Below are 24,699 nucleotides of genomic sequence, written 5' to 3' on the forward strand. Positions count from 1 at the left end.
GCTCTGCCAGGGCGGGTTGATCGCAGAGGGGACGCATGTCGGAGGCGGAACAGGCACGGGAGCCCCAACGGGACAAGGACGGACGTCTCCTTGCGGGGCGCTACCGGCTCGGGGAGGTGCTCGGCCGGGGCGGTATGGGCACGGTCTGGCGTGCCGTCGACGAGACGCTGGGCCGCACGGTCGCGGTCAAGGAACTGCGGTTCCCCACGGCCATCGACGAGGACGAGAAGCGCCGGCTCATCACGCGCACGCTGCGTGAGGCGAAGGCGATCGCCAGGATCCGCAACAACGGCGCGGTGACGGTCTACGACGTGGTCGACGAGGACGACCGGCCGTGGATCGTGATGGAGCTCATCGAGGGCAAGTCCCTCGCCGAAGCCGTGCGAGAGGACGGTGTCCTGACGCCGAAGCGCGCCGCCGAGGTCGGCCTCGCCATCCTCGACGTGCTGCGCTCGGCGCACCGCGAGGGCATCCTGCACCGCGACGTGAAGCCGTCCAACGTGCTGATCGCCGAGGACGGCCGGGTCGTGCTGACCGACTTCGGTATCGCCCAGGTCGAGGGCGACCCGTCGGTCACCTCCACGGGCATGCTCGTCGGCGCCCCCTCGTACATCTCGCCGGAGCGCGCCCGTGGCCACAAGCCGGGGCCGCCCGCCGACCTCTGGTCGCTCGGCGGACTGCTGTACGCCAGCGTCGAGGGCTCCCCGCCGTACGACAAGGGGTCGGCCATCGCCACCCTGACCGCGGTGATGACCGAGCCGCTCGACCCGCCGAAGAACGCCGGTCCGCTGGAGGAGGTCATCTACGGCCTGCTCGCCAAGGACCCCGAGCAGCGGCTCGACGACGCGGGCGCCCGTGCCCTGCTCAACGATGTGATCCACGCCCCCGAGAAGCCGGACCCGGTGGTGGTGCCGCCCGCCGACGCCACCCAGGTCATGGCGCTGCCCGGGAAGACCGACGAGCCCCGCGCCAAGGCGGCGCCGAAGGCCGCGGAACAGGGCGAGGGCGCGCGGGACCGGCTGCGGGGCGCCCTGCGCTCCGTACGGAACGCGAAGACGGCACCGGCCGCCGCGGCGGCGACCACCACGCCGCCCCCGCCCTCGGCACCCCCGTCGGTCTCCCCCTCGTCCGCCGGCGCGGGCACCCCCGCCGAGCCCGCGACCGCCCCGGCCTCTGCGGCCGCCGCGGCCGTACCGCCGCCGCGCCCGGCCACGTCCTTGGCCGCCGCGCCCCGGGCGTCCATCACGGACGTGGTGCCGCGCCGCACCCTGGCGATCATCGCGGCCGTGATCGTGCTCGCCGTGCTCGGCACGGTCCTCGCGCTCACGCTCGGCGGGGACGACAAGAACAACGCGGGCAACGAAGGCGGCAAGGACGACAAGTCCACCTCCGCCGGGCCCTCGGCGTCGACCGGCGGCTCCCCGGAGACCGACAGCGGCAGTGGCAGCGGCAAGGACCAGGGCAACGGCCAGGACCAGGACCAGAACGGTAACCAGGGCCAGGGCCAGGGCCAGGGCGAGGACAAGGGCACGGGCGACGACAAGGGCAGCGGCAAGGGCGACAAGCCGGGCGACGCGCTGCCCGCCGGATTCCGGATGGTCACGAACAAGAAGTTCCACTTCCAGATGGCCATGCCCGAGGACTTCCGCTTCTACAAGACGGCGGGTGAGAACTCCGGCGGCATCTACAACGTCAGCGGCGGCTTCCCCCGTATCCAGGTCGACTACACCGATTCGCCCGGCGGCGACGCGGCCGCGGCCTGGAACGCCGCGAAGGCCGGCGTCGCGGCCGGCAGCAACGGCTACCACCATCTCGGCATCAACAAGGTCCAGTACAACGGCTACCCGACCGTCGCCGACTGGCAGTTCGAGCGCACCCAGAACGGCCAGCGGGTCCATGTGATCAACCGGGGCTTCAAGGTCGACGGCAAGCACGGCTACGCGATCATGATCAGCTGCGGGGTCGACGAGTGGGACAGCAAGGAGTGCCGGACGCTGCGCAAGACAGCGTTCGACACGTTCAAGCCCATCGACTGAACATCCAGGCTCCGGGCGGCATTCGGGCTTCGGTCGCACCGGCGGATCCGTGGGCGGAAGGGGCCGGGATGCGCCGACCCGGCCGCGCGTCCGGCACTTGCCACGTATCGTGAGAGCCTGAAGACCGTACGCAGCCGGAACGATGGGTCAATTGCACGGTGAGTGGCCGCAATTGATGGATTGATTCCGGCTTTCGTGGCCGGGGGGACAGCGCGCTCTGGGGAGGCGTCGTGGACGACTACGCGGGTCGGGTACTTGCCGACCGCTACCGCCTTCCGCTGTCTCCGCACGATGGGTACGAAACGGTCGAGACCCGGGCGTTCGACACCTACAGCGGGCAGGAAGTCCTGGTCCGGCAGGTGCCGTTGCCCGAGGTGGTGGACGCCGAGGTGCTCGACGCCGAGGGCCCGGACCCGTGGGCCCGGCGAGCCGCCGGGCGGGCCGTGCGCGTTCCCGCCGACCCGGTGGTCCGGCGCGCCGTGGAGGCGGCGCAGGCGGCGGCCCAGGTGCCCGACCACCCCAGGCTCGACCAGGTCTTCGACGTGTTCGCCGAAGAGGGTTCGCTCTGGATCGTGAGCGAACTCGTCGCGGCCCGCCCGCTCGCCTCGCTCCTCGCGGAACGGCCGCTCAACCCCTTCCGGGCCGCAGAGATCGGCTCCGACGTGCTGACCGCGCTGCGCGTGCTGCACGCCCACGGCTGGACCCACCGGAACATCACCGTCCGCACGGTGCTGATCTGCGACGACGGCCGGGTCGTGCTGACCGGCCTCGCGGCCGGGGCGGCGGAGGAGGCGCTCTGCGGGTACGTGACGACACCGCGGCTCGACGAGGACGAGGACGAGGGCGAGAGCCAGGGCGGCTACGCGGGCCGGGGCGGTTACGGGCACGACGACGGCCACGGATACGAGGACGGGTTCGCCCGCCCGGCGCTCGGCACGGGCTCCGCGAGCGCCTTCGCGCCGCCCCCGCCCGCCATGCCGCCCCTGCCCGCCCCTCCGGCCGAGGTGCCGGCCTCACGCGGTCCGGCGGCGATCGAGACGGACCGGGGGGCCGACGCGCCCCACGGCGACGACGACCCGTACGCGGACGACGACCCGTACGCGGACGACCCCTACGACGGTCCGTACGACGACGATCCCGACGCCCTCCGTGGCGGCGGCCCGGGAGACGCCGCACAGCTGCGGGCCGAGCGCGCCGGGGCGATCGCCGCCTACCGCGAGGGCGCCCGCGCCGCCGCCCGCGTCAACGAGGACCGGCGGCGCGCCGGTCCGGGCGATGCGGAGGACACCGGAAGCCTGCCGGTCCAGCGTCCCGCACGGCCGGAGGACGCGTACCTGCCCGACCCGGACGACGACGGCCACGAGACCGGCGGCCACGGCTACGACAGCGACGGCCACGACAGCGACGGCCACGACAACGACGACGGCGAAGACGGCCGGCCGCCCCCGCGGCGGCTGCATCTCACCGGTTCCTGGAGCGACGGCCCCGGTTCCGGCCGCCCCGTCCCCGCCGGGGGCTCCGGCGAGGACGCCCTGCGCGCCGACGCCCGGCGCCACGGCGAATCCCCGGCGCTGCCCGCGCACCGCACGGGTCGGCAGCAGCAGCCGGGCCGCTGGGACGAGGCGTCCGCGAGCGACCGTACGGATTCCGTCTACCGGGGCCCCGCCACCCCGCTCGCCGCCGAGCGCGCCCGGCAGACCCGGATCGCCGTGGTCGGCGCGGTCACCGAGCGCTGGGCGCCCGAGCAGGCCGGCCCCGTCCACGAGAACTGGCGGCTGGCACCGCCGATCGGGCCCGTCACCGACCTCTGGGCACTGGGCGCGCTGCTCTACCGCGCCGTCCAGGGCCACGCCCCCTACCCCGAGGAGAACGCGGCCGAGCTCGTCCAGATGGTGTGCGGGGAGCCGCCCGCCTTCGCCGAGGAGTGCGGTCCGCTGCGCCCCGTCGTCGAGTCCCTGCTGCGCCAGGACCCCACCGAACGGCCGGACTTCGAGGAGCTGAGCGGCTGGCTGCGCTCCCTCGTGCGGTCGGCGCCCGAGCCCGAGGCCGGTCTGGACGTCGTACCCCTGCCGTCCGCCGACACGGCCCGGCTCCCCGTCGTACGCCGCCGGGGCGAATTGGTCCGCAGGCGACGCGGCCGGAGCGCGGCCCACGGCCGTCACCGCCACACCAAGGACAAGCCCGGCCGACAGAACCATCAGGACCGACAGGACCATCAGGACCGGCACGACCATCAGGACCGGCAGGCCGGGCTGGACATGCCCAGGGCCGAGCGGGCCCCCCGGGCGCCGCGTGAGCCCAAGGGCCCCAAGGCGCTGCGCACCCCGCCCCGCCCCCACGAGGGCGGGGGCCGGGCGCCGCGGCGGCTCGGGAGGCTGCTCCTGGTGCTGATCCTGCTGGCCCTCGCCGCGGCCATCGCGTACGCCGTGATGTTCATGCCCAAGTCGGACGGAGAACCGGGCAGCGGCTCCTCGGGCCCGGCCTCCTCGGTATCCGGTTCGCCGGATCCCGGCACGGGGGAGTCCGGCGGTCAGGAGTCCTCCGGGTCGCCCGGCGCCCAGCAGCCGCAGACCAGCCGCTCCGCCGTCGCGCTCGCCCCCGGCTACACCCTGCGCAAGGACAAGGAGGGCTTCGAGGTCGGTGTGCTCAAGGGCTGGCAGCGCAGCCCCGCCAACGCGGACCGTCAGATCCGCTACGGCAGCGACGGCTTCAGCCTGCTGATCGTCCCGGGCCGCGACACGGTGAAGGCCAACGGCGACGACCCGCTGGCGTACCAGGCCGGCAAGGAGCTGGAGTTGCAGCCGTTCCGCGACTCCAGCTGGTCGGGGTCGAGCGGGCTGCGCCGGATCGACGTCGGGCGACAGGCCATGGCGGAGGGCCAGTTCACCTGGCAGGACGCCTCGGGGCGCGAGGTGTACGCCCGCAACCTCGTGATGATCGTCGAGGGCCGCTACCACGTCATCCAGGTCATCGGCCCGGAGGACCGGCGCGACAAGGTGTCCGACATCTACGAACAGGCCATCGCCTCCTACCGCGTGACGCGCTGAATCCTCTCCGTACAACTCCCGGGCGGGGGAGGGAGCGACAAGCATCACAGTGCGGTCTCGTGGGCGGTGCGAGGTTCCGTGGCCGTGCGTCCGCTCCGTAATCTGGCAGCCGAGGAACGGGGCGGGGATACGTGGATCGATCACAGGGCACGGACGCGGGACTGGTGCTGGCCGGAAGGTACCGGCTGGGCGAGGTCCTCGGGCGCGGCGGCATGGGCAAGGTCTGGCGGGCCCACGACGAGGTGTTGCACCGCACGGTCGCGGTCAAGGAGCTGACCGCCGGCCAGTACGTCGCGGAGGCCGACCGGATCGTGCTGCACGCCCGCACGCAGAAGGAGGCCCGCGCGGCCGCCCGGATCACGCACCCGGGCGTGGTCACCGTGCACGACGTGATCGAGTACGACAACCGGCCCTGGATCGTCATGCAGTACGTCGACGGCCCGTCCCTCGCCGACGCCGCCAAGGAGTCCGGTGAGATCGAGCCGCGCGAGGCCGCCAGGATCGGCCTCCATGTGCTGAGCGCCCTGCGTGCCGCGCACGGGGCGGGGGTCCTGCACCGTGACGTGAAGCCGGGCAACGTGCTCCTCGCCAAGGACGGCCAGGTGCTGCTCACCGACTTCGGGATCGCCGCCATCGAGGGTGACTCGACCATCACCCGGACCGGTGAACTGGTCGGCTCCATCGACTACCTGGCACCCGAACGGGTACGCGGCAGCGACCCGGGACCGGCCTCCGACCTGTGGTCGCTCGGCGCCACGCTCTACACCGCGGTCGAGGGCCGCTCGCCGTTCCGCCGTACGTCCCCGATCTCCACCATGCAGGCCGTCGTCGCCGACGAGCCCCCGCCGCCCGGCCGGGCGGGCCCGCTGGCCCCCGTGATCACCGCGCTGCTCCGCAAGGAGCCGGACGAGCGTCCGTCGGCCGCGGAGACGGAGCGGATGCTGCTGGAGGCCATGGAGGGCCGCAAGCCCGTGGCCGCGCAGGCGTTCGTACCGACGCAGAGCGTCCCCGACGAGGTCCTGCGCTCCCTGGGCCAGGACGGCCCGTCCGGCCCGCCCGCCCCCGGCACCACCCAGCTGCCCTACCCCACCACCGCCGCACCGGCCCCGACGACCCGGCGCGGCCGCGGCCGCTGGCGCACCGCGGTCCTGGTCATCGCGGCGGCGGCACTGATCGGCGGCGGCGCGGGACTCGCCGCGATGAAGTACGGCGACCGGACGGAGGACAACACCGGGCGCGGCGGCACGGGCACGCACGCGTCCGTCGACCCCGGGAAGCCCGGCGCCGACACCGACACCGATACCGGCGCCCCGCCGTCGGACAAGCCCGACGTGCGGGTGAAGGACGTGCCCGACGGCTGGAAGCGGGTGGAGGACCCCGAGGGCTTCAGCCTGACCGTGCCCGAGGGCTGGGAGCGCCGGGCGGACGGCAATCAGATCGACTACACCCCGGACAACGGCGTGCACTACATCCGGATCAGCATCGACCCGGCGCCCGACTTCGACAACCCGTACATGCACATGCTGAGCCTGGAGACGCAGCTCTCGACGAGGCTTCCCGGCTACGAGCGCAAGACCCTGCACTCCAACACCTACCGGGACCGTCCGGGTTCGCTCTGGGAGTTCACCTGGACCGAGACCAAGGACCATCCGGGCCCGCGCCACGCCATCGACCAGATGTACTTCGGCGAGGAGGGCGGCCCGGAGTACGCGCTGTACATGACGGGCCCGGCGGACGACTGGGACACGACCCGGGCACAGTTCGACACGATGCTGCGCGGCTGGCGCGCGCCGGGCGGCTCCGGCTGAGGCTCCCCGACCCCTTCCCCGACGGAAGGGGTCCTGATCAGGGGCTTTGTTGCCAGTGATCGCTGGCTTGTTTGTGGGGACTGTGAAAACCCGTTACCCACGGGTACCCAAAGTGTGCGGCTGGACGTACTCTCGCCCTCATGACGGACTCGCAGGCCTCCACATCCACCTCCGCAGCCCCGGTCGGCACCAACCCGGTGGCCGCCGCGCCCGCGGGCGTACGCACCGCCGCCGATGTGGTGACTCCCGAGGTGATCGCCCAGCTGACCCGGGGCGTGGCCGGCTCGGGCCGCACGGCCAACCACACCCCCTTCACCGGGGAGAAGCTGGCCGACCTGCCGGAGTCCACCCCCGAGGACGTGGCGGGCGCCTTCGAGCGGGCCCGTGCCGCCCAGCCCGCCTGGGCCGCGACGCCCGTACGCGCCAGGGCCGCCGTGCTGCTCCGTTTCCACGACCTGGTGCTCAGCCGCCAGGCCGAGGTGCTCGACCTCATCCAGCTGGAGACCGGCAAGGCCCGGCTGCACGCCCACGAGGAGGTGCAGGCCGTCGCCGTCGCGGCCCGCCACTACGGGCGCAGGGCCGGCTCGTACCTGAAGCCGAAGCGGCACACCGGGGTCGTACCGACCCTCACCAAGGTCACCGAGCTGCGCCAGCCGCGCGGCGTCATCGGGCAGATCGCGCCGTGGAACTACCCGCTCGAACTGTCCGTCGGCGACGCGCTGCCCGCGTTCGTCTCCGGCAACGCCGTCGTGATGAAGCCCGACACGGAGACCGCGCTGACCGCGCTGTGGGCCCGTGACCTGCTGATCGAGGCCGGACTGCCCGCCGAGGTCTTCCAGGTCGTCCTCGGCGAGGGCCCCGTCGTCGGCCCCGAGGTCGTCAAGCACGCCGACTACGTCTCGTTCACCGGCTCCACCCGCACCGGCCGCGAGGTCGCGCAGGGCGCGGCGGCCCGGCTCGTCGGCGTCTCGCTGGAGCTCGGCGGCAAGAACGCCATGCTGGTCCTCAAGGACGCCGACGTGGAGAAGGCCGCCGCGGGCGCCGTCCGCGCCTGCTTCTCCTCCGCCGGCCAGCTCTGCATCTCCATCGAGCGGCTGTACGTCCACGAGTCGATCGCCGACGACTTCGTGGCCCGCTTCGCCGCCCGCACGAAGGCCATGCGGCTCGGCAACTCCCTCGCCTACGGCGCGGACATGGGCTCCCTGGTGGGCGAGCGCCAGCTGGAGACCGTCACCCGGCACGTCGCGGAGGCCGTCGAGAAGGGCGCCAAGCTCGTCGCGGGCGGCGTCGCCCGCCCCGACATCGGCCCGCTGTTCTACGAGCCGACCATCCTCGACGGCGTCGAGGCACCGATGGCCGTGTGCAGCGAGGAGACCTTCGGCCCGGTCGTTTCCATCTACCGCTTCACCGACGAGGACGAGGTCGTCGCCCTCGCCAACGCCACCCCCTACGGCCTGAACTCCAGCGTCTGGACCAAGGACTCCAGGCGCGGCCACCAGGTCGCCGCCCGGCTGCGCACCGGCACCGTCAACATCAACGAGGGGTACGCCCCCGCGTACGGCAGCGTGCAGTCCCCGATGGGCGGCATGAAGGAATCCGGCCTCGGCCGACGGCACGGCTCCGAGGGCATCCTCAAGTACACCGAGGCACAGACCGTCGCCCAGCAGCGGCTGATGCCGCTCGCCCCGTCCTTCGGCATGGACGACGAGAAGTACGCGGCGTTCATGAGCGTCAGCCTCAAGGCGATGAAGGCGTTCCGCCTGCGCTGAACACCGGTGGTACCGCAGCCCTTTCCGCCCGTTTCGCACCGAGGAGAGCCATGTCCCAGGACAGCCCTGCCCAGAATCGGCCCGCCGGCCCGGAAACGGCCGACGACAACGCCGCGTACGACTACGACGTGCTGGTCGTCGGCTCGGGCTTCGGCGGTGCGGTGTCGGCGCTGCGGCTGACCGAGAAGGGCTACCGGGTCGGGGTCCTGGAGGCGGGCCGCCGCTTCACCCGGTCCGAACTGCCCAAGAACTCCTGGGACCTGAAGAACTTCCTGTGGGCCCCGACGCTCGGCCTGTACGGCATCCAGCGCATCCACCTGCTGGGCAACGTCATGGTGCTGGCCGGCGCGGGCGTCGGCGGTGGTTCGCTGAACTACGCCAACACCCTGTACGAGCCGCTCGCGCCGTTCTTCGAGGACCCGCAGTGGAAGGACATCACCGACTGGCGCGAGGAGCTGGGCCCGTACTACGACCAGGCCAAGCGGATGCTGGGGGTCCGGCTCAACCCGACCATGACCCCGTCGGACGTCCACCTGAAGGCGACCGCGCAGGCCATGGGCATCGGCGACACGTTCCACATGGCGCCGGTGGGCGTCTTCTTCGGGGACGGCGAGGACGGCGACGGCACGGCGAAGGCCCGGCCGGGCGGCGAGGTCGCCGACCCGTTCTTCGGCGGGGCGGGGCCCTCCCGCAAGGCCTGCACCGAGTGCGGCGAATGCATGACCGGCTGCCGGCACGGCGCGAAGAACACCCTCAACGAGAACTACCTCCACCTCGCGCAGAAGGCCGGTGCGGTCGTCCACCCGATGACCTCGGTCGTCGCGGTCACCGAGAACTCCACGGGCGGCTACGCGGTCAAGACCCTCCCCACCGACAACCGGAAGAAGGGCAAGGGCCGCACGTTCACCGCCCGCAGGGTCGTCGTCGCCGCGGGCACGTACGGCACCCAGACACTGCTGCACCGGATGAAGGACACCGGCCTGCTGCCCCGGATCTCGTCCCGGCTCGGCGAGCTGACCCGCACCAACTCCGAGGGCCTGGTCGGCTCGCAGACCAGCGACCGGCGCTACCGCAAGAAGCACGGGACCGCGCGGGCCGACTTCACCCGCGGTGTCGCCATCACCTCCTCGATCCACCCGGACGAGAACACGCACATCGAGCCGGTCCGCTACGGCAAGGGCTCCAACTCGATGGGCGCGCTGACCATCCTCCAGGTGCCGTACGGCGCGCACCGGGTGCGCAGGTGGCTGCTGGAACTGGTCAAGCACCCCACGCTCGCGGCCCGGTCGCTCTCCAACCGCCGCTGGTCGGAGCGGACCATCATCGGGCTCGTCATGCAGTCGCTCGACAACTCCCTGACGACGTACCGCAAGCCGGGCGGCGTGGGGAAGGGCCTGCTCACCGCCCGGCAGGGGCACGGCGCGCCCAACCCGACCCAGATCGAGGCGGCGACGCGCAGTGCCACGCTGCTCGCCGAGGAGATCAACGGATTCGCGGGTTCGAACGTGGGCGAGCTGATGGGCACCCCGCTCACCGCGCACTTCCTCGGCGGCTGCCCCATCGGCGCCACCGCCGAGGACGGGGTGATCGACCCGTACCACCGGCTCTACGGACACCCCGGCATCTCGGTCGTCGACGGCTCGGCGGTCTCCGCGAACCTCGGCGTCAACCCGTCGCTCACCATCACCGCGCAGGCCGAGCGCGCGATGTCCTTCTGGCCCAACAAGGGCGAGGCGGACCCGCGTCCGGCGCAGGGCGAGGAGTACGAGCGGCTGACCGCGGTCGAACCGCGGTCACCGGCGGTGCCGAAGGATGCGTTCGGCGCGCTGAAGCTGCCGTTCCTCGGGCTGCCGGCCGTCCCGCCGAAGAAGAAGCCGTAGTGGAAGCCGTAGTGGACGCGCAGCAGAAAGGGGCTGCACCCCCCTCCGAGTGCAGCCCCTCACGCTCACGGTGAGCGGACGCGTCACACGCCGGCGTCACCGTTCCTGCGGCGCCGCACGATGAACATCGCGCCCGCGCCGAGCACCACGGCCGCGCCGCCCGCGGTGGCGAACACCGGCAGCGCGGAGGACGAACCGGTCTCCGCGAGGCTGCCGGACACCTTGCCCGCCGTGTTGTCGGCCGGCTTCGTGGCCGGGACCGGGGCACTGCCACCGGTCTGCGGCACCGAGCCGCCCCCGCCGGACTTCACGATCTTGAACTTGTACGCGACGTCGCTGACGCCCATGCAGTCCTTGTCGCCCACGTACAGACCGGCACCGAGCGTGAAACCGGCGCCGACGGGGGCGGTCGGCTTCACATTGATGCGCAGCGGGATGTCGACCTCGTAGCCCGCGGGGATCTCGTCGGACTGGCCCACGTAACCGACCGCGCGGCCGTCCTCGCTGAGCTCCTCCCACTTACCGGTCTCCTGGTCCAGGGCCTGGAGGCTGACCTGCTTCGAGCGGAAGAGGTCGTTGCCCGCCTTGTCGGAGGAGGCGCCCGCGAAGTAGTCGATCTCCTTCACGGTGGACTTCGAGGAGTTGTAGACGTTCATCTTGAACTTGTGCCAGCCGCTGCCCCGGACGATCTGTCCCGGCAGGCCGGTGATGGAGATGTCCAGGTCGGACTTGGCGCACTCCGTCGGCTCCTCCGGGTCCTCGGACTCCGACGGGGTGGCGGAGGCGGACGCGGAGGCGGACGACGAGGCGCTCGCCGAATCGCTCGGGGTCGCGCCGACGGCCTCGTCCGGGTCCGGAGCGGAGCCCTCGGCGGACTCGGACTCCTCGCCGGGACCGGGCTCGCCGGGCTCCTCCGCAGGGGCGGAGGAGGATTCGGAGGCGGACGGGGCCGGCTCGGTCGCCGGGGAGTCGGAGTCGCTGGGCGAGGGCGAGACGGTGGTCTCGGCGGCAGCGGTGCCGTCCGTGGTCTCGGCGAACGCGGCGGTGGAGGCCAGGAGCGTGGCAGGCGCGATGACTGCCGTGGCGGCGGCGAGCGCCAGGGCTCGGCGAAGCTTCATGGTGACCTCAGAAGTCCGGCGTACCGCGATGAGCGATACGGGTATCGGGACGGGCCCGCCGTGCGGCAGCACTAGCGGGGCCGGTGGTTCCGCATGGTTGACCCGTGGTCCGCCGCAATGGTTGTCCGGATACTCACAGAACCTTTATGTGACGCCCCTCACGTCCCCGGGGCGCGCCTGACGTGGGCAGGTAAGGGAAAGGGCCCCGCGGACCGGGATTCGGCCGGCGGAGCCCTCGTATGCCGGGACCTCGTACGTCGGTGCCGGGCGCGGCCCGCATCGCGCAGAGGGCTCGACCGCATGCTGAGCAGCAGACGGTTCGACCGCATATTGAGCAGCAGACGGTTCGACTGCTGCTCAAGCAGACAGGCCGACCGCTCAAGCAGACAGGCCGACCGGATCTCGAACGGAAACGGCCGGCCCCGGGCGTCCCCGGAGCCGGCCGTTTCCTGGGGTGACCGGGCTGCTGTCCCCTGCCGACCGGTCACGCACGCTGGAGCGCGGTCCCACGGCGTACCTGCGGTACGCCACACGCACCAGCGGAGCCACGCGTGGTTTCTTTCCAGAGCCGCCCCTGGCTGGCACGGACACCGGGACCAACGAAGCCGCGCCGGACCCGGTCACGCGCCGTACGGGTGAGAGTCGGCCCGAACTGGGATACGCCGGAGTACCCCCGGCCCGCGGGGTGTCACGCCCGGCCGCGGCACAGCTCCAGCAGCGTCATGGCGAGGGAGGTGCCGGGCCTGCCGAGCGCGTCCCGGTACGAGCCCAGGATCTCCATCTCGCGGGCGAGGTTGATCCGGCGGCCGCCCGAGGTGATCCGGGCCTCCTGGATGACCGCCGAGACGGCCATCCGCTCCTGGACGAGCCCGATGATCCGGTCGTCGAGGGTGTCGATCCGGGTCCGCGCGTCATCGATCAGCGCGGCGGCCTCCTCGGTGCCCGCGCCGGTCTTCTCGGCGGCGGTCTTCGTGGCGGTGCTCTTCGCAGGGGCGGTGCTCTTGGTGGGGGCGGTGCTGGTCATGGTGGTGACTCCTCGTGGGGTGTGGTCCCCGAGGCCGGCCGGTCCGTAACGCCAAGGCGCCCCGGGCCTTTCGGCCCGGGGCGCCTGGAACGTTGCTTGTCGGTGGGATCAAGCAGCACGACCATGGCAGCCGGCGGGCCGGATGCCATAGGTAAAGACGAAGGTCGTGTGCTGAAGCATGGAACCAGTATGGCCCGGTCGCCGTGGGCGGACCAACACGGCGCCCGGATGCTGAGACGCCGGGTCCGGGAGGCGGTGGCCCCACATCCGAGCACGAGCGGGACGACGGCGGACTCCGCGGCCCCGGTAGAATCGACAGAACAGACCCCCCTTTTCGCCCCCCTTCACCGCCGGAAGGCCGCCCGTGCCAGCAGCACCCCCCGCCGCCCCCGACACCACCACCGACGTGGTTCTGGTTGTCGACTTCGGCGCGCAGTACGCCCAGCTCATCGCCCGACGCGTCCGTGAGGCCCGGGTCTACAGCGAGATCGTTCCGTCCACCATGCCGGTGGCCGAGATGCTGGCCAAGAACCCCCGGGCGATCATCCTGTCCGGCGGCCCCTCCTCGGTGTACGCCGAGGGCGCGCCGTCGCTCGACCGTGCGCTGTTCGAGGCCGGGGTCCCGGTCTTCGGCATGTGCTACGGCTTCCAGCTGATGGCCACCACGCTCGGCGGCACCGTCGACGACAACGGTGCCCGCGAGTACGGCCGTACCCCGCTCACCGTCTCCAAGACCGGCTCCACGCTCTTCGAGGGCACGCCCGCCGAGCAGTCGGTCTGGATGTCGCACGGCGACGCCTGCTCCGCCGCCCCCGAGGGCTTCACCGTCACCGCGTCCACCGACGTCGTACCGGTCGCCGCCTTCGAGAACGACGAGAAGAAGCTCTACGGCGTCCAGTACCACCCCGAGGTCCTGCACTCCACGCACGGCCAGCAGGTCCTGGAGCACTTCCTCTACCGGGGCGCCGGCATCGAGCCCACCTGGACCACGACCAATGTGGTCGAGGAGCAGATCGCGCTGATCCGCGAGCAGGTCGGCACCAAGCGCGCCATCTGCGGCCTGTCCGGCGGGGTGGACTCGGCGGTCGCCGCGGCCCTCGTTCAGAAGGCCATCGGCTCCCAGCTGACCTGCGTGTACGTCGACCACGGTCTGATGCGCAAGGGCGAGAGCGAGCAGGTCGAGAAGGACTTCGTGGCCTCCACCGGAGTCCAGCTGAAGGTCGTCGACGCCGAGGAGCGCTTCCTGGCCGCGCTGGCCGGGGTCTCCGACCCCGAGCAGAAGCGGAAGATCATCGGCCGCGAGTTCATCCGGGTCTTCGAGCAGGCCCAGGCCGAGATCGTCGCCGAGGGCGCCGCCGACGGCGAGGAAGTCGCCTTCCTCGTCCAGGGCACCCTCTACCCGGACGTCGTCGAGTCCGGCGGCGGCACCGGCACCGCCAACATCAAGTCGCACCACAACGTGGGCGGCCTCCCCGAGGACATCGAGTTCTCGCTCGTCGAGCCGCTGCGCCAGCTGTTCAAGGACGAGGTCCGCATGGTCGGCCAGGAGCTCGGCCTGCCGGAGGAGATCGTCCAGCGCCAGCCGTTCCCCGGCCCCGGCCTCGGCATCCGGATCGTCGGCGAGGTCACCAAGGAGCGGCTCGACCTGCTCCGCGATGCCGACGCCATCGCCCGCGAGGAGCTGACCGCGGCCGGCCTGGACCGCGACATCTGGCAGTGCCCGGTGGTCCTGCTCGCCGACGTCCGCTCGGTCGGCGTCCAGGGCGACGGCCGCACCTACGGCCACCCGATCGTCCTGCGCCCGGTCTCCTCCGAGGACGCCATGACGGCCGACTGGTCGCGCCTGCCCTACGAGACCCTCGCCCGGATCTCGACCCGCATCACCAACGAGGTGGCCGACGTCAACCGCGTCGTGCTCGACGTGACGAGCAAGCCGCCGGGCACCATCGAGTGGGAGTGACCCCTCCCGCAAGGTCAATGCCGATGCCGTCGCTCATTCGTTTGGGCGGCGGCATCGTCGTATGAGCTGGGTACGCTGGCTGTGGAGACGAGACTCTGCCCCATGGGAGCAATCATGAGTGCCGCACCCGAATATGAGCTGGACGAGAAGTACAACTACCCCGTCCCCCCGCCCGAGGGCTGGACCGCGGACGATCTCGACCGGCTTCCGGATCTGCCGCGGCGCACTGAGCTGATCGACGGGAGTCTCGTCTTCATGAGTCCGCAGACCAGGTTTCACATGCGGACGATGCGTCTGCTGGAGAATTCCCTCCTTGAGCAGGCGCCGGACGATTTCGATGTCTTTCGCGAATTCAGCGTCAGACTGGACAGCCGGAACCGGCCGGAGCCGGACGTACTCGTGGTGCCGCTGGGGGCGGATACCGGTCCCAAGCAGACATCGCTCAGGCCGGAGGACGTGATCCTGGCGGTGGAGGTCGTCTCGGAAGAGTCTGCGGACAGGGACCGGGAGGTCAAGCCCCGGAAGTACGCAGCTGCCGGGGTCGTGCACTTCTGGAGGGTGGAGGCGGGCGCGGACGGTCTGCCCATCGTGTACGTGTACGAGCTCGATCCGGCGCTGAAGGCCTACACACCCACGGGCATCCACCACAACAAGCTGAAGCTGGACGTTCCCTTCCCCCTCGAAATCGACCTCACCGCGATCAACGAGCGGCGGCGATAGGCGACGCGAGGGGGTGGCCCCGCAGCCGGCCGTCCCCTCGCACCCCTGGCCACTTGCGGCAACCGGCGGTAACTTCCGATCCCGTACGTCCTGGGAGCCACGAGGAGCCGCCATGTCCGAGCCCACACCCATACCCGTGGACCAGCTCCACTTCGCGATGCCGCCCGTCCACGAATCCGTGGCCGACGAGCGCGCATACCGCAAGGAACGGCTGGCCGGGGCGCTCCGGCTGTTCGGGGAGTACGGGTACGAGGACGGCGTCTCCGGGCACATCACCGCGCGGGACCCGGAATTCTCCGACTGCTTCTGGGTCAACCCCTTCGGGGCCCCGTTCGCCGGGCTCGCGCCGGACGAACTGATCCTGGTCAACGGCGAGGGCCAGGTCGTCGAGGGGCACCACCACGTCAATCAGGCCGCGTTCGCCGTCCACGCGCAGGTGCACCGGGCCCGCCCGGACGTCGTGGCCGTCGCCCACACCCACTCCGTGCACGGGCGGGCCCTGTCCGCGCTCGGCGAGCTCATCGAGCCGATCACCCAGGAATCCTGCGCCTTCTACGAGGACCACGTCCTTTATGACGCGTACACCGGGGTCGTCGTGGACGAGGAGGAGGGGCGTCGGATCGCCGCCGCGCTCGGCGGGCACAAGGCGATCGTGCTGCGCAACCACGGGCTGCTGACCGTCGGTGATTCGGTCGACGCGGCCGCCTGGTGGTTCATCGCGCTGGAGCGCTCCTGCCAGGTGCAGCTGGCCGCGCGGGCGGCCGGGAAGCCGGTGCTGATCGAGCACCCGGACGCGCTCGCCACCCGTGAACAGCTGGGCAGCGACCTGGTGGCCTGGATCAACTACCAGCCCCTGTGGCGCCGGATCAGTCGCGCGTTCTGACGATTCGGTCGCACATTTGGGCGGTCGCCGCCCAGGGGTCGCCCCGATGCGGTCCGGAGCCCCGTCGTACGGCACAATTCGCAGCAATCACAGCAGAGTTGGCTGTACCGGGGGTTGAAAGGGCGGCGTTCCCAGTGGCGTTGGACGAGGCGAGGGCGGGCAGCACGCACGGGGGCGGCTGCACGTGCGGCGACTGCCCGCACGGGGCGCGCGAGGGCCACCGGCGCGCGGTGGCCGCGTTCCTGGCCAAGCGGGACGAACTCGCCGCCGGGCAGGGGCTGCCGCCCGGGGTCGCCCAGTCCGCCTCGGCGACCCGGCAGTGGGTCTCGGACGAGCTGACCCAGTCCGCCAGGACCGTCGCCGAACGGGGCCGGGAGGCGGGCGAGGCATGGCTGTACCGGGTCTGGCGGCGCACCCTGATCGCGGTGTGGGCAGGCGTCGCCCTGCTGGTCATCGGCGAGGCCCTTACCGCCATCGGAGCGGGCTGGACCAACGCCCGCACGGCCGGGCTGGTCGCCGGGCTCGTCACCGCGGGCCTGCTGACCGGCGCCGCCCATGTCCACCGCGCCCGGGGCGGCCTCCTCGCCCCGCTGATCGGCGAGGACCACCGGCTCTCCACCTCCCGGGCGGTCGCCGCCTCATGGGTCCTGCTCGCGGTCTTCTCCGTACTGGTGCTGGCGCTCCAGCTGGCGGGCGCCTCCGGCCACGGCGAGCGGGACGAGCTGATCGAGGGGCTGGACCTGGCCCGGGGCGCCGGGGTGGTGACGGTGCTCGCGCTGGTCTGCGCCGTCGCCGTCGTCGTACGCCGGGTGGTGACCGTACGGACGCTGTCCGGGCGGCTCCAGAAGCTGCGGGCCGTCCGGCCGCGTGCCGCCGATCTGCTCACCGACGACTCCGGGCGGGGCAGCTTCACGGATGTGCAGTACGTGCTGGTGAGCACCGTCGCCGTGCTGTTCGCCGCGGTCCGCCTCGCCCGCCGGCCCGAGCAGCTGCCGGACCTGCCCTGGGGCCTGGCGCTGCTGGTGACCGTCTCGGCGCTCGCCTACTTCGCCGGGAAGTACGCGGAGGGCGGGCGGCCGGTGATCCTCTCGGTGGTCCGGGCCCGCGAGGCCGGGGACCTGGACGCGCCGGTCCGCACCGGCGACGACATCGAGATCCGGGGCGCGGGCTTCGTGCCGCCCGGCGCCGGGACCCCGGAGCGGCTGGCCCGCCTGGTCGTCCGGATCGGCCGGGTCCATGTGCATGTGCCGCTGATCCCGGTCGCCGGAGGCTTCGCCAACCCGACGGACGGTGTGCTCACCGTGCCGGTGCCGGTGGAGGTCGAACCGGGGGTGGTGGAGGTGCAGGTGGTGACCGCCGCCGGGGTGGAGACGAACCGGGTCGAGATCGATGTGACGGACTGACCGCCGGGCCCCTGCCGCTGCAGGACCTCGCGGCTTCCGGGCCCCATGGCCCCGCGACCGCCCCGGCCGGCGGTGGAATCCGGCCGGGTGACCCACCGGTTGAGCAGCCCGGTTCCTGTCTACGTATCGTCAGGTGACGGGTCTACGGAAGGCGGTGCAGGCACATGCAGGGATACGGCACGAACGTACGGGGCACGAACGTACGGGGCACGAACGTACGGGGTCTGGGTGAGTCGAGAGGGCTCAAGGACTTGGCGCGGGAGCACGCCCTGCTGCCGTTGCGGATCTTCCTCGGCGTGACCTTCGTCTACGCCGGGCTCGACAAGCTCACGGACAGCGGCTTCTTCCGGGCGAGCGGCGCCGGCTCCATCGGCGAGACCCTGCACGCGGTACGCGACTCGTCCGCGATCCCGGCCCTCGTCGACCTCGCGCTGAAGAGCCCCGGCGCCTTCGGGTACGCCATCGCCATCGGCGAACTCCTCGTCGGCCTCGGCACCCTCGTTGGGCTGTGGGCACGGCTCGCCGCGCTCGGCGGGGCGCTGATCTCGCTGAGCCTGTGGCTGACCGTGAGCTGGCAGGTCTCGCCGTACTACTTCGGCAACGACCTGGTCTACCTCATGGCCTGGCTGCCGCTGCTGCTCGGCGGGGCCGCGGCGTTCTCCGCGGACGCCTTTCTCGCGTCACGGCGGCGACGGATCCGGTAGTTCACCCAGGTCGCGGTGGCGGCCAGCCAGAGGCCGCCGAAGAACAGCGGGAAGAAGAACACCCACGGGGCGTCCCAGACCCCCGCGGCGTCCGCCGCGTATCCCGCCGCCAGCGCGAGCATGACGAGGCCCGCCACCGCCCGCCCCGGACGGATCTCATGACGCAGCACGGGTGACCTCCACCTGTCCGATGCCGACTTCGAGAGTGAGCTCCACCGTGCCCGCCGGCCTGCTGCCCGGGGACGGCGGCAGCGTCCGGTGCTCGTTCTGGGACGGCCTGATGTCCACGTCGACCGGCGCCTCGGTGGCCGGGGCCGCGCCGGGACGGCTGACCGGCAGGGTGATGTCGCCGAGGCTCGCTCGCGCGTCCACCTTCACCGTCACCTCCTTCGGCACGACCACGACCACGCGGCCGGCCCCGACGCCCACCTCGGTCGCGAGGGTCTCGCCCCGAGGCACCTCGATCCCGGTGAGGTCCAGCCGGGCCACCCCGGTGCCCAGCTCGTACCGCGGCTGGACGGCGGCCACCGAGGCGGGGCGCCAGCCCTCGCGCACCCACTGGGTCGAGATGTCCTTGGGCAGCGCGGAGGCGCACGCCAGCAGGACGGCCGTGACCATCGACAGCATGACCGTGCCGAACCCGGTCCGCCCCAGGAACGCGCTGACCAGCATGCCGAGCCCGAACACCGCGAGCGCGGCGGCCAGGCCGAACTGCAGGCTCGTACCGAGCGGCTGGGACTCCCAGCTCAGCGAGGTGCCCAGCCCGCCCGCGATCAGCGCGAACAGGAACACCACACCGCCGATCGAGGTCGGGCCCCTGGTGCCGGCCTCCCGCCGGGGCGTGCGGAACGGATCCTTCGGCGCGGCACCCGCGGGGCGTGCCGCACGGGGCGGGACCACCGCGTCGGCCGGACCCCACAGATAGCCCGCGCCCACCGGCCCCGTCGTACCGTCCTTGACGATCGGGTCCCGCCACCACGAGGGGCTGCCCGGCGTCGGCGGCGCCTTCACCTCGGGGGGCGCGTCCGCCACCGCCTGCGCGGTCGCCGGATGCAGCGGGTCCTCGGGCGCCGCGGTCCTGCGGTGCTGCGTCCACACGGCGAAGCCGACGACCGCGAGCGACAGCATCGCGGAGAACGCCAGCGTGCCGCCGTTGCCCAGCATCGACAGGAAGAGACCGCAGCCGATCAGCGCGAGCAGCACCGCGATCAGCGACGCCCCCTCCACCCGGCCGGACAGCAGCCTGCGCGCCTCGTTCTCCTCCTCGCCGTCCACCGGGACCAGCAGCCAGGCGAAGCCGTAGAAGATCAGCCCGATGCCGCCGGTCACGGACAGCACACCGAGCACGATCCGGAAGATCACCGGGTCGACGTCGCAGTACCGGCCGAGCCCGCCGCACACCCCGGCCACGACCTTGTGCTGCGGACTGCGCCGCAGCAGCGGGGCCGGTTCGGGGGGCGGAGCGACACCGGGGGCGGTGTCCTGGGGAACGGTCATGGCTCCATGGTGACGGGCCGGGAGCCCGTCCGGGACCCGAGCCGACCCTGGCCGATCCCTGATATTGGCCCGCCGCACCCCTGGGGGCCATCCCGGCCCCGGGCTCTCAGGGTCGATTCGGGGGCCGACCCTGATGCCTCCACCCGTACGGACATGTGACGATCGGGGCATGCCAGCCGCCACGACCCGAGCCGCCAGCTCCCGCAACCCCGCTCCGGAGGAGCCGCCGCTGCGCAGGCTGTACCGCAGCGCCGACGGACGGCTGCTGGGCGGCGTCGCGCGCGGCCTCGCCGGGCATCTCGGGCTGCCCGTCGTCTGGGTGCGGTTCGTCTTCCTCGGCCTCTTCTTCGCGGACGGCCTCGGCGCGCTGCTCTACGCCGTGTTCTGGATCGTCGTCCCGCTCGGCGTCGGCGGCGTCGAGGCACCGCGCTCGGTCTTCGAGACCGCCCCGGACGGCAGCCGCCGGCTCCGCAAACCCGACCGGGGCCAGGTCTTCGCCCTGATCGCGCTGCTCTTCGGCGCCATGATCTTCGTCGGCAACGTCGACATGGGCAGCGGGGCCAACCGCTACATCTGGCCCACGCTGCTGATCGGCGCCGGTTCCGTACTGGTGTGGCGGCAGGCCGACAACGCCCGGCGCGCCCGCTGGATGGAGGTCGGCAGCCGCCGCCGGGTGCTGCACCTGGCCCGGGGCCTCGCCGGGGTCGCCCTGGTCGGCCTGGGCCTGGCCGTCTTCATGGTGGTGCGCGGCTCCGCGGCCCAGCTCGGCAACGTCATGACCGCGGCCATCGCCGTCCTCACCGGCATCGCGCTGCTGGCCGGCCCCTACCTCGTCCGCATGACCCAGGACCTCTCCGAGGAACGCCTGATGCGCATCCGGGCCCAGGAGCGCGCCGAGGTGGCCGCCCACGTCCACGACTCGGTGCTGCACACCCTCACCCTGATCCAGCGCAACGCGGAGGACGCCGGCGAGGTCCGCAGGCTCGCCCGCGCCCAGGAACGCGAACTGCGCAACTGGCTGTACAACCCCGAGGGCACCGGCAAGGACGAGGACGACGAACCCGAGACCCTCGCCGAGGCGGTCAAGCGCGCCGCCGCCGAGGTCGAGGACAAGCACGGCGTCCCGCTGGAGGTGGTCGTCGTCGGCGACTGCCCGCTGGACGAGAAGCTGGCCGCACAGATGCAGGCCGCGCGCGAGGCGATGGTCAACGCCGCCAAGTACGGTGGCGAGGGCGGTGCCGTGCAGGTCTACGCGGAGGTCGAGGGCCGCACGGTCTTCGTCTCGGTCCGCGACCGGGGTCCGGGATTCGACCTGGACTCCGTACCGGGGGACAGAATGGGCGTACGAGAATCGATCATCGGCCGGATGCAGCGCAACGGCGGTACGGCGCGGCTGCGTTCGGTGCCCGGTGGGGGTACGGAAGTCGAGCTGGAGATGGAGAGGGCGAGCGATGACCAAGACCACTGAGGCGACCGGGGGCCCGGAGCGCCGGGTACGGGTCGTGCTCGTCGACGACCACCGGATGTTCCGCACGGGCGTCCAGGCCGAGATCGGCCGCACCGAGGAGACCGGCGTCGAGGTGGTCGGCGAGGCCGCCGACGTCGACCAGGCGGTCACCGTCATCACGGCGACCCGCCCCGAGGTCGTCCTGCTCGACGTGCACCTGCCCGGCGGCGGCGGCGTCGAGGTGCTGCGCCGCTGCGCCCCGCTGATGGGAGCGGTCGAGAACCCGGTGCGGTTCCTGGCGCTGTCCGTGTCGGACGCCGCCGAGGACGTCATCGGCGTCATCCGCGGCGGCGCCCGCGGCTATGTCACCAAGACCATCACCGGCACCGACCTGGTCGACTCGGTCTTCCGGGTCCAGGACGGCGACGCGGTCTTCTCGCCCCGGCTGGCCGGCTTCGTCCTCGACGCCTTCGCCTCCACCGACGCGCCGCCGGTCGACGAGGACCTGGACCGCCTCACCCAGCGTGAGCGCGAGGTGCTGCGGCTGATCGCCCGCGGCTACGCCTACAAGGAGATCGCCAAGCAGCTCTTCATCTCGGTGAAGACCGTCGAGTCGCACGTCTCGGCGGTGCTGCGCAAGCTCCAGCTGTCCAACCGCCACGAGCTGACCCGGTGGGCGACGGCCCGGCGGCTGGTCTGAGTACGCCGGCGGGCGTCGGGCGGCGGTCGCGTCAGGCCGGTTCGAGCGAGATGTTCAGCTTCTCGCCGATCCTGCGGAAGCCGATGCCCGCGTAGATCCGCTCCACATCGGCGTCGCCCGGCTCCAGCCACACCACCCGGCAGCCGCGCCCGAAGGCGGTCGCGGTCAGATGGGCGGAGAGCGCGGCGCCGATGCCGCGGCGGCGGTAGGCGTCGGCGACGGCGAGACCGGCCAGTTCGGTGAGGCCGTCGACCGGGACGGAGCAGCCGCCCGCGCCCGCCGGTACGCCGTCGACCATGGCGAGGGCGGCGACCCCGCCGTCCCGGGCCGCGGTGCGCAGCCAGTCCGCCACACCGGCCTCGGGTTCGCCGGTGCCGCCGTATCCGTGGTGCTGGACGAGCGCGGCGGCGGCCAGCTCGGCGTCGGTGGCCGGCTCGGTGATCGCGAGGGAGTCGACCTGCTTCGGCGTCAGCAGGTCGTCCGGTGCGCAGGCCATGATCGGGGCCCGGTTCTCGACGGTGAACCCGGCGGCGAGCAGCGCGGGTTCGACCGCGGGCGCCGTGCCGGGCAGGAACTCCAGCCGGGGCAGCCGGTCGTGCTCGCGGAACGCCGCGACCAGCGCGTCGAGATCGGCGGGCGTCGGATCGGCGTCCTGGTCGGGTATGGCGTAATTGGCGTACTTGAGTGACCAGTTGGGGTTGTGACGCACCGTGAAGGGCCCGACCCGGAGGTGGTCCGGGGAGCGCTGGGCGAGCGTACGGGCGTGGTTCTGGACCTCGGCGTCCATGGGCATGTGGGGTGGTCCTCCGACCGGGTGGGCGACGGCGAGCCGGTCCGACGGCGGTCCGGCCCGAAGGCGGTTGCTCCGATTGTGGGTCGGACCGAGGGCGCGCTGATCCGATGGCGGGCCGACCCGGACCGGAGACGGGAGCCTATGCCACCCGGGTGGCCCCGGCGAAGGGCATTTGGTCGATCGGCGCGATCCGGACCGGTGACCCGGTGCGCGGGGCGTGGATCATCTGCCCGTTGCCGATGTACAGCCCGACGTGGCTGATGCCGGAGTAGAAGAACACCAGGTCGCCCGGGGCGAGTTCGGAGCGCGATACGCGCTGCCCGGCGTTGATCTGGGTGTACGTGGTCCGGGGGAGCGAGACACCGGCGGAGCGCCAGGCGGCCTGGGTGAGCCCGGAACAGTCGAACGAGGAGGGGCCGGTGGCGCCCCAGACGTACGGCTTGCCGAGCGCTCCGTACGCGAACGCGACGGCCTCGGCGGCGCGGGCGTTCGGGGCGCGGACGGGGCCGCGCGCTGCGGAGCGGTCGGCGCGGTCGGCGGAACCGGCGCCGTCGGCCGACCCGTGGCCGGCGTTCTCGTAGGCGGTGCGCTCGGGCGGGGTGAGCCGGTCGAGCAGCCGCTGTGCCTCCGCCAGTTTGGTGGTGATCGTCGCCTTGTGCTTCTTCAGCTCGGCCCGGCGGGAGGTGAGCGTGGCCAGCTCCCCCTCGGCCTGCGAGCGCAGCGTGGCGATCTGGGCGATCTGACGCCGGACCTTGGCGAGCGCGGCGGCCTGGCGGTCGCCGATGCGGTCCACGTACGACGCCCGTTCCAGGTACTGGTCGGGGTCGGAGGAGAGCGCCAGCTGCACGGAGGTGGAGAGGCCGCCGGCGCGGTACTGCGCCGCGGCGAACGAACCCAGTGCGTCGCGCGAGGCGTTGAGGCGATCGGTCCGGCGGGCGGCCTCGTCGCGCAGGGTGTCGAGGGCGTGCTCGGCGGCGGTCGCCTTCTCCTTCGCGCCGTTGTACTGCTCGGTGGCGACCTCCGCGTCGTGGTACAGCCGGTCCACCTCGGCCTTGACCTGGGCGGGGGTGCGCTGCGGGTCGGCGTGCGCCGGGCCGGGCAGGGCGGCGGCGGTGGCGGCCCCGGTGAGGGCGAGGGTCGCCGCGGTGCGGGCAGCAGGGCCGGTGTACAAGCGCTGCTTGGGTTTTCGATGCGCTGCCACGAGGGCGTGCGTCCTTCCTGACGACTGCCCGCCGGGGGATACCGGCGGGCCCGCCACAACTCTCGGCGGGGCGACCGGTGCACCGTCCGCGTACGGAGCGGCGGCGATCCGGCCGTCTGGTCAGCGACGCTAAACCCGGGGCACGGGCAGGAGTCGTAATGACGCTTATTGTCCGAATTTGGCGCGGCGCTGTCGTCGAACGATCGGAAAAATTACGCCAGAGTCAGGCAATTGGTACAGACGCGAGTGAAGTGGCCGGGGAGCAGCGAAGGCGCACCTGCCCTCCGGGCGGTGATGTGGCCGGGGCTAGGCTGCGGCTCATGGACGTACTCATTCATGTCTTCGTCGCCCTGCACATCATCGGTATCGCCTCCTTGCTGGGCGGTTTCCTGACCCAGATGAAGGCGATGGGCGCGGGCACGGCCCGGTTCGTCCCGGCGATGCTGCACGGCGCGCTGACCATGCTGGTCACCGGTGTCGCACTGGTCGGGCTCAACGAGGCCGACGGCAACCACGTCAACAACATCAAGATCGGCGTCAAGATGCTGGTCCTGATCGTCGTCCTCGCGCTCGTCTACATCAAGCGGGACGAGGAGAAGGTCGACAAGGGCGCCTTCGCGGCGGTGGGCGGGCTGACGCTCCTCAACATCTTCATCGCGACCCTCTGGGTCTGATCCCGCCGTACCGCACCGCGCCGCCCCGGACACCG

General features: G+C 72.3%; 19 protein-coding genes. 13 read left to right on the forward strand and 6 right to left on the reverse strand.

The annotated features are described in order from the left end of the window. Positions 1 to 35 precede the first annotated feature (35 nt). From ACFYY7_RS31900 to ACFYY7_RS31920, 5 genes are all read left to right on the forward strand, one after another. Positions 36 to 2,036 (forward strand): serine/threonine-protein kinase, encoded by a 2,001-nt coding sequence (locus ACFYY7_RS31900; protein WP_388667322.1) that lies wholly within the window; start codon positions 36 to 38, stop codon positions 2,034 to 2,036. A gap of 230 nt (positions 2,037 to 2,266) precedes the next feature. Continuing rightward, positions 2,267 to 5,083: a protein kinase gene (locus ACFYY7_RS31905; protein ID WP_388667324.1), complete on the forward strand. Its 2,817-nt coding sequence runs from the start codon at positions 2,267 to 2,269 to the stop codon at positions 5,081 to 5,083. A 131-nt stretch (positions 5,084 to 5,214) separates the two neighbouring features. Further along, the gene (locus ACFYY7_RS31910; RefSeq protein WP_388667325.1) at positions 5,215 to 6,891 is read left to right on the forward strand and encodes a serine/threonine-protein kinase; all 1,677 of its coding nucleotides are present in this window, start codon (positions 5,215 to 5,217) and stop codon (positions 6,889 to 6,891) included. A 140-nt stretch (positions 6,892 to 7,031) separates the two neighbouring features. Then, entirely contained in the window at positions 7,032 to 8,660 is a 1,629-nt protein-coding gene (locus tag ACFYY7_RS31915; RefSeq protein WP_376317338.1) for a succinic semialdehyde dehydrogenase, read from the forward strand. 50 nt (positions 8,661 to 8,710) lie between these two features. Beyond that, the gene (locus ACFYY7_RS31920) at positions 8,711 to 10,540 is read left to right on the forward strand and encodes a GMC oxidoreductase (protein WP_388667327.1); all 1,830 of its coding nucleotides are present in this window, start codon (positions 8,711 to 8,713) and stop codon (positions 10,538 to 10,540) included. A gap of 83 nt (positions 10,541 to 10,623) precedes the next feature. Here the strand turns inward: ACFYY7_RS31920 and ACFYY7_RS31925 are convergent, their stop codons facing one another. Together ACFYY7_RS31925 and ACFYY7_RS31930 are read right to left on the reverse strand one after the other, a co-directional pair. After that, positions 10,624 to 11,658 (reverse strand): LAETG motif-containing sortase-dependent surface protein, encoded by a 1,035-nt coding sequence (locus ACFYY7_RS31925; protein ID WP_388667329.1) that lies wholly within the window; start codon positions 11,656 to 11,658, stop codon positions 10,624 to 10,626. 688 nt (positions 11,659 to 12,346) lie between these two features. Continuing rightward, positions 12,347 to 12,682, reverse strand: a complete 336-nt coding sequence (locus tag ACFYY7_RS31930; RefSeq protein WP_388667331.1) for a chorismate mutase — start codon at positions 12,680 to 12,682, stop codon at positions 12,347 to 12,349. Between the two features lie 364 nt (positions 12,683 to 13,046). On the opposite strand from ACFYY7_RS31930, the gene guaA reads away from it, so the two are divergent. From guaA to ACFYY7_RS31955, 5 genes are all read left to right on the forward strand, one after another. Then, a complete protein-coding gene (gene guaA / locus ACFYY7_RS31935) occupies positions 13,047 to 14,642 on the forward strand; it encodes a glutamine-hydrolyzing GMP synthase (RefSeq protein ID WP_388667333.1) in 1,596 nt (531 codons plus the stop codon). Positions 14,643 to 14,756: 114 nt separating this feature from the next. Then, the gene (locus ACFYY7_RS31940) at positions 14,757 to 15,362 is read left to right on the forward strand and encodes a Uma2 family endonuclease (protein ID WP_388667335.1); all 606 of its coding nucleotides are present in this window, start codon (positions 14,757 to 14,759) and stop codon (positions 15,360 to 15,362) included. Positions 15,363 to 15,474: 112 nt separating this feature from the next. Then, positions 15,475 to 16,245 (forward strand): class II aldolase/adducin family protein, encoded by a 771-nt coding sequence (locus ACFYY7_RS31945; protein ID WP_388667337.1) that lies wholly within the window; start codon positions 15,475 to 15,477, stop codon positions 16,243 to 16,245. A gap of 134 nt (positions 16,246 to 16,379) precedes the next feature. Next, a complete protein-coding gene (locus ACFYY7_RS31950) occupies positions 16,380 to 17,648 on the forward strand; it encodes a hypothetical protein (protein WP_388667338.1) in 1,269 nt (422 codons plus the stop codon). Positions 17,649 to 17,812: 164 nt separating this feature from the next. Continuing rightward, positions 17,813 to 18,352 carry a DoxX family protein gene (locus ACFYY7_RS31955; RefSeq protein ID WP_388667339.1) on the forward strand — a complete coding sequence of 180 codons (540 nt, stop codon included), beginning with the start codon at positions 17,813 to 17,815 and terminating at the stop codon, positions 18,350 to 18,352. Here ACFYY7_RS31955 and ACFYY7_RS31960 read toward each other — a convergent pair. Continuing rightward, entirely contained in the window at positions 18,259 to 18,522 is a 264-nt protein-coding gene (locus ACFYY7_RS31960) for a hypothetical protein (RefSeq protein WP_351255674.1), read from the reverse strand. The genes ACFYY7_RS31955 and ACFYY7_RS31960 overlap by 94 nt on opposite strands. Continuing rightward, positions 18,509 to 19,849 carry a PspC domain-containing protein gene (locus ACFYY7_RS31965; protein ID WP_388667340.1) on the reverse strand — a complete coding sequence of 447 codons (1,341 nt, stop codon included), beginning with the start codon at positions 19,847 to 19,849 and terminating at the stop codon, positions 18,509 to 18,511. Before ACFYY7_RS31965 ends, ACFYY7_RS31960 begins: the two co-directional genes overlap by 14 nt. Before the next feature lie 169 nt (positions 19,850 to 20,018). Here ACFYY7_RS31965 and ACFYY7_RS31970 point away from each other — a divergent pair, with 169 nt between their 5' ends. Together ACFYY7_RS31970 and ACFYY7_RS31975 are read left to right on the forward strand one after the other, a co-directional pair. Beyond that, complete coding sequence (locus ACFYY7_RS31970) at positions 20,019 to 21,317, forward strand: ATP-binding protein (protein ID WP_266730285.1); 1,299 nt, start codon at positions 20,019 to 20,021, stop codon at positions 21,315 to 21,317. Further along, a complete protein-coding gene (locus tag ACFYY7_RS31975; RefSeq protein ID WP_259932479.1) occupies positions 21,301 to 21,996 on the forward strand; it encodes a response regulator transcription factor in 696 nt (231 codons plus the stop codon). The genes ACFYY7_RS31970 and ACFYY7_RS31975 overlap by 17 nt, the downstream gene beginning before the upstream one ends. Positions 21,997 to 22,027: 31 nt before the next feature. On the opposite strand, the gene ACFYY7_RS31980 is transcribed toward ACFYY7_RS31975, so the two are convergent. Both ACFYY7_RS31980 and ACFYY7_RS31985 read right to left on the reverse strand, forming a co-directional pair. Beyond that, complete coding sequence (locus ACFYY7_RS31980) at positions 22,028 to 22,789, reverse strand: GNAT family N-acetyltransferase (protein WP_388667341.1); 762 nt, start codon at positions 22,787 to 22,789, stop codon at positions 22,028 to 22,030. A 139-nt stretch (positions 22,790 to 22,928) separates the two neighbouring features. Then, on the reverse strand, positions 22,929 to 23,990 hold the full coding sequence (locus tag ACFYY7_RS31985; protein ID WP_388667342.1) for an NlpC/P60 family protein: 1,062 nt from the start codon (positions 23,988 to 23,990) through the stop codon (positions 22,929 to 22,931). A gap of 320 nt (positions 23,991 to 24,310) precedes the next feature. Here ACFYY7_RS31985 and ACFYY7_RS31990 point away from each other — a divergent pair, with 320 nt between their 5' ends. Continuing rightward, positions 24,311 to 24,664, forward strand: a complete 354-nt coding sequence (locus ACFYY7_RS31990; RefSeq protein WP_266730282.1) for a hypothetical protein — start codon at positions 24,311 to 24,313, stop codon at positions 24,662 to 24,664. Positions 24,665 to 24,699: the final 35 nt, after the last annotated feature.

The organism is Streptomyces sp. NPDC001933 (assembly GCF_042890955.1).
Lineage (GTDB): Bacteria > Actinomycetota > Actinomycetes > Streptomycetales > Streptomycetaceae > Streptomyces.